This window comes from Nocardia sp. NPDC058497 (assembly GCF_042720195.1).
Classification (GTDB): domain Bacteria; phylum Actinomycetota; class Actinomycetes; order Mycobacteriales; family Mycobacteriaceae; genus Nocardia.
This window is the reverse complement of sequence record NZ_JBHXMY010000092.1, coordinates 10,859-14,773: the sequence shown is the minus strand read 5'-3', so window position 1 is coordinate 14,773 and position 3,915 is coordinate 10,859. Positions and strand designations below refer to the sequence as shown.

Annotated in this window: 3 protein-coding genes and 1 pseudogene; 3 read left to right on the top strand and 1 reads right to left on the bottom strand. The window is 69.0% G+C overall.

Annotated features, from left to right (window positions below; all coding sequences use genetic code 11):
* Both ACFWPJ_RS09470 and ACFWPJ_RS09465 read left to right on the top strand, forming a co-directional pair.
* The coding region (locus ACFWPJ_RS09470) for an alpha/beta hydrolase fold domain-containing protein (RefSeq protein ID WP_378849162.1) at positions 1-775 on the top strand (775 nt) is incomplete at its 5' end.
* A gap of 93 nt (positions 776-868) precedes the next feature.
* Positions 869-2,665: an AMP-dependent synthetase/ligase gene (locus ACFWPJ_RS09465; RefSeq protein WP_378849161.1), complete on the top strand. Its 1,797-nt coding sequence runs from the start codon at positions 869-871 to the stop codon at positions 2,663-2,665.
* 58 nt (positions 2,666-2,723) lie between these two features.
* On the opposite strand, the gene ACFWPJ_RS09460 is transcribed toward ACFWPJ_RS09465, so the two are convergent.
* Positions 2,724-3,434 (bottom strand): cutinase family protein, encoded by a 711-nt coding sequence (locus tag ACFWPJ_RS09460; RefSeq protein ID WP_378849160.1) that lies wholly within the window; start codon positions 3,432-3,434, stop codon positions 2,724-2,726.
* A gap of 91 nt (positions 3,435-3,525) precedes the next feature.
* On the opposite strand from ACFWPJ_RS09460, the pseudogene ACFWPJ_RS09455 reads away from it, so the two are divergent.
* Positions 3,526-3,915: pseudogene (locus ACFWPJ_RS09455) on the top strand (oxidoreductase); the annotation flags it as partial.

Here is a 3,915-nt window from a genome sequence, read left to right as displayed (position 1 = left end):
CGCCGTGCGGCTCTGCGCCCCGCCCCCGACCCCGGGTCCCCCGCCCCGGCCGACCCCCCCGACCCGCGCCGGGGGCGCTAACATCTCCGTCCCCGGCGGCGGTTACGTGGTCGGCTCGCTGACCACGCACCGCTCGCTGGTGGCGCACCTGGCGCAGGAGACCTCGTGCGCGGTCTACGCGCTGGACTACCGGCTCGCGCCCGAACACCCGCTCCCGGCCGGCCTCGACGACGCCGAGGCCGCGTTCCTGGATCTGGTGCGCAACGTCGGTTACCGGCCCGACCAGATCTGCCTGGCCGGTGACTCGGCGGGCGGCGGCCTCGCGCTGGCACTCGCCCAGCGGCTGATCGACAAGCACGCGATGACGCCTGCCGCCCTCGGCCTGATCGCACCCTGGGTCGACCCGACCCAGGTGCCCGCCAAAGCCCGCGACCTGGTGATCAACCGGGCGTGGTCGCAAGCGTGCGCCGCTTACTACCTCGGCGACGGCGCCGCAACCGATGCGGGCTACGCCCCGCTCACCGGAAACCTGCTCGGCCTGCCTCCCACCTACGTGCAGGCCGATGTGAGCGAACTGTTACACGATCAGTGCTGCCAGCTCGTTTCCGCCATGCGTGGGGCGGGTGTGCACGTCCGCTTCACCGAAACCCGCGGCCTCTGGCACGTCGCGCAAGCGCAGGCCGCGCTGGTCACCGAGGCAGCGCTGGCACTCAGCGAACTCGCAGAATTCCTGCGAGAAGCAATTCAGCCGGTATCGATCGACGATTTACGATAAAGCCTTGGTGACGGGCAATTCGGGCGGCGATATCGCGGCCCGCACGAACGTGTCGTAGATTACTGGCGAGTAGAACCCACTGGAAGGGCACAGATGCGAGAGTTCGAAGTTCCGGCTTCCTACACCATCCCGGACGATGCGAACAATTCCGACAACGTCTTCCGCTTCGGCAAGGAGACGCCGAACACGGTGTTGTTCAACGTCCCGAACGGCAGCGGCGGCTGGAACGACGTGACGGCGGCACAGTTCGAGAAGGCCGTCACCGGCGTCGCCAAGGGCCTGATCGCCTCGGGCATCGAGCTGGGCGACCGCGTCGCCATCATGGCAGCCACCCGCTACGAGTGGACGCTGCTGGACTTCGCGATCTGGGCCGCCGGTGGCGTGACCGTCGCGATCTACGACAGCTCCGCCGCCGAGCAGGCCAAGTGGATCCTGCAGGACTCCGAGACCAAGCTGCTGGTCGTCGAGAACGACAAGCATCGCGCCACGATCGAGGAGATCGAAGCCGGTTCGCTGCCCGCGCTGGCCGAGACCCTGCAGATCGACAAGGGCGCGGTCGACGAGCTGACCAAGCGCGGCGCCGATCTCGACGACGAGGTCGTGCACACCCGCCGCAAGCAGGTCGGCGCGGCCTCCCCGGCCACCCTGATCTACACCTCGGGCACCACCGGCCGCCCCAAGGGTGTGCAGCTGACCCACGCGAACCTCTACGCGGAGTCGCGTTCGGGCCAGGTCGCGCTCGGCGACTTCGTCAAGCCGGGTCAGAAGACTCTGCTGTTCCTGCCGCTGGCGCACGTGTTCGCCCGCGCGGTCGCGCTGATCGCCTTCGACTCCAAGGTGGCCGTCCGCCACTCCTCGGACTGGACGACCCTGGTCGAGCAGTTCGGTGAGTTCCAGCCGAACTTCATCCTCGCGGTGCCGCGCGTGTTCGAGAAGGTGTTCAACTCCGCCAAGCAGAAGGCGCACGACGGCGGCAAGGGCAAGATCTTCGACGCCGCGGCCGAGACCGCCATCGCCTACAGCACCGCGCTCGAGACCAAGGGCGGCCCCGACCTGCTGCTCAAGCTCAAGCACTTCGTCTTCGACAAGCTGGTCTACAGCAAGCTGCGGGCGGCCCTCGGCGGGCAGTGCCTGGCCGCGGTCTCCGGTGGCGGCCCGCTGGGCGCGCGCCTTGGCCACTTCTTCCGTGGTGCCGGCGTCACGATCTACGAGGGCTACGGCCTGACCGAGACCACCGCCGCGTTCACCGTCAACACCAAGAACCAGATCCGGGTCGGCTCGGTCGGTCGCCCGATCGAGGGCCACGCGGCCAAGATCGCCGAGGACGGCGAGCTGCTGCTCAAGGGTGGCGTGGTGTTCAACGGCTACTGGGGCAACGCCGAGGCCACCGAGGAAGCGTTCTCCGACGGCTGGTTCAAGACCGGCGACCTCGGCGCCATCGACGCCGACGGCTTCGTCACCATCACCGGCCGCAAGAAGGAAATCCTGGTCACCGCGGGCGGCAAGAACGTCTCCCCCGCCGTGCTCGAGGACTCCCTGCGCGCGCACCCGCTGATCAGCCAGGTCATGGTCGTCGGTGACGGTCAGCCGTTCATCGGCGCGCTGATCACCCTCGACCCGGAGGCGCTGCCGGGCTGGAAGGACCGCAACGGCATCGCCGCCGACACCGCGATCGAGGCCCTGATCGAGAACCCGGCGCTGGTCGCCGAGGTGCAGGCCGCGATCGACGAGACCAACAAGAAGGTCTCCAAGGCCGAGGCGATCAAGAAGATCCGCATCCTCCCGGTCGACTGGACCCAGGAGAGTGGCGAGCTCACCCCGAAGATGTCGCTCAAGCGCGCCGTCGTGATGAAGCAGTACGCGGGCGAAGTGGACAAGATCTACTCCTGACCTGACCGCCGAAAGGCCGGTCGCGCTCTGGCGCGACCGGCCTTTTCGCTGTCTGGGGCTAGAAGCGTTGTGCCGCGAATTCCGCTGCGGTGAGGGTCATTCCGTTGACACTGTAGAGCGTGTGCAAGGTGTTGGGCTGACCGAGCGGCGAACCGTCGCAGATATTGTCCGCGACGATGCACTGGTCGATGGTCTTGTCCGCGTAGGGTGCGCCGATCGACACCACGGGTGCGCCCGCGTCGGCCATGAACCGGTCCGACGGTTTGCCGAACAGCGCGACCGCGGCGATGTGTTCGGCCACCTCGGGTGACATCGGCGCGGGCAGATACGAGCGGTACTCCCGCGGCACGCCGTCGGGCACCTCGGTGCCGATGGCGAACCCGGCCACCGCCGCGCCCTGGGAGTAGCCGCCCAGCACGATCCTGGTGCCGGGGCAGTTCGTCACGATGTATTCGACCCGCCGCTGGGCGTCCTCGATGCCCTGCACGACGGTGCGCGCGAAGGCGAGCCGGTCGGTGAATTCACTGCTGGCGGGGTAGTCGACCCCGTACGAGCCCACCGAGCGCCCGCCGGCGTTGAAGCGCACCGCCTCGACGAAGGAGATGCCGGTGAGACCGAGGTCGCCGCCGGGCTCGTCGGTGCCGCGGGCGAACACCACCTCGATCTCGGCGCAGGCCGCGGCGGTGGCGGAATGAGTGGGCGACACCAGCGGAATCGCGGCTGCCAGGAAGGCCGCAGACACGAATCGCGAGAGAGAACGTGCTGTCATTCCGCGCAGACTACTCCCGCGAGCACTCGGCAACGCCTTCGTCGCTACCGGCGCGCCGTGGGGGCCGTGCACGGCGACGTAGGCTCTCGATATGGCGTGGATGCGGGTACTGGCCGGAGTCGTCTCGGCGGCGCTGGTCCTCGGAATCGCAGAGCTGGTCGCGGTATTCACCGGCGCGGGCAGTGCGCCCGCGTATGCGCTCGGGGCGAGCGTCGTCGACCACACGCCGGACGGGATCCGGGAATGGGCGATCCAGACCTTCGGGACGAACGACAAGGCCGTGTTGTTCGTGTGCATGGGGGTGGTGGCGGTGGTGGTCGCCGGTTCGGCCGGTGCGCTCGAGCGCGTCAGCCGGCCGATCGGGTCGATCACCGTCGGCCGCCTAGGGCTGTTAGCCCCCGGGGGGGGGGCGGGCCGGGCCGGGGGCTTACACGGGGGGCGACCCCCCCGGTTAGCCCCCGGCCCGCGGGTTTACGCGGTT

What these genes read in the sequence shown, in the direction of transcription:
- ACFWPJ_RS09465 (WP_378849161.1), top strand. Translation starts at nt 869, where the DNA reads ATGCGAGAGTTCGAAGTTCCGGCTTCCTACACCATCCCGGACGATGCG.
- ACFWPJ_RS09460 (WP_378849160.1), bottom strand. Translation starts at nt 3,434, where the DNA reads ATGACAGCACGTTCTCTCTCGCGATTCGTGTCTGCGGCCTTCCTGGCA.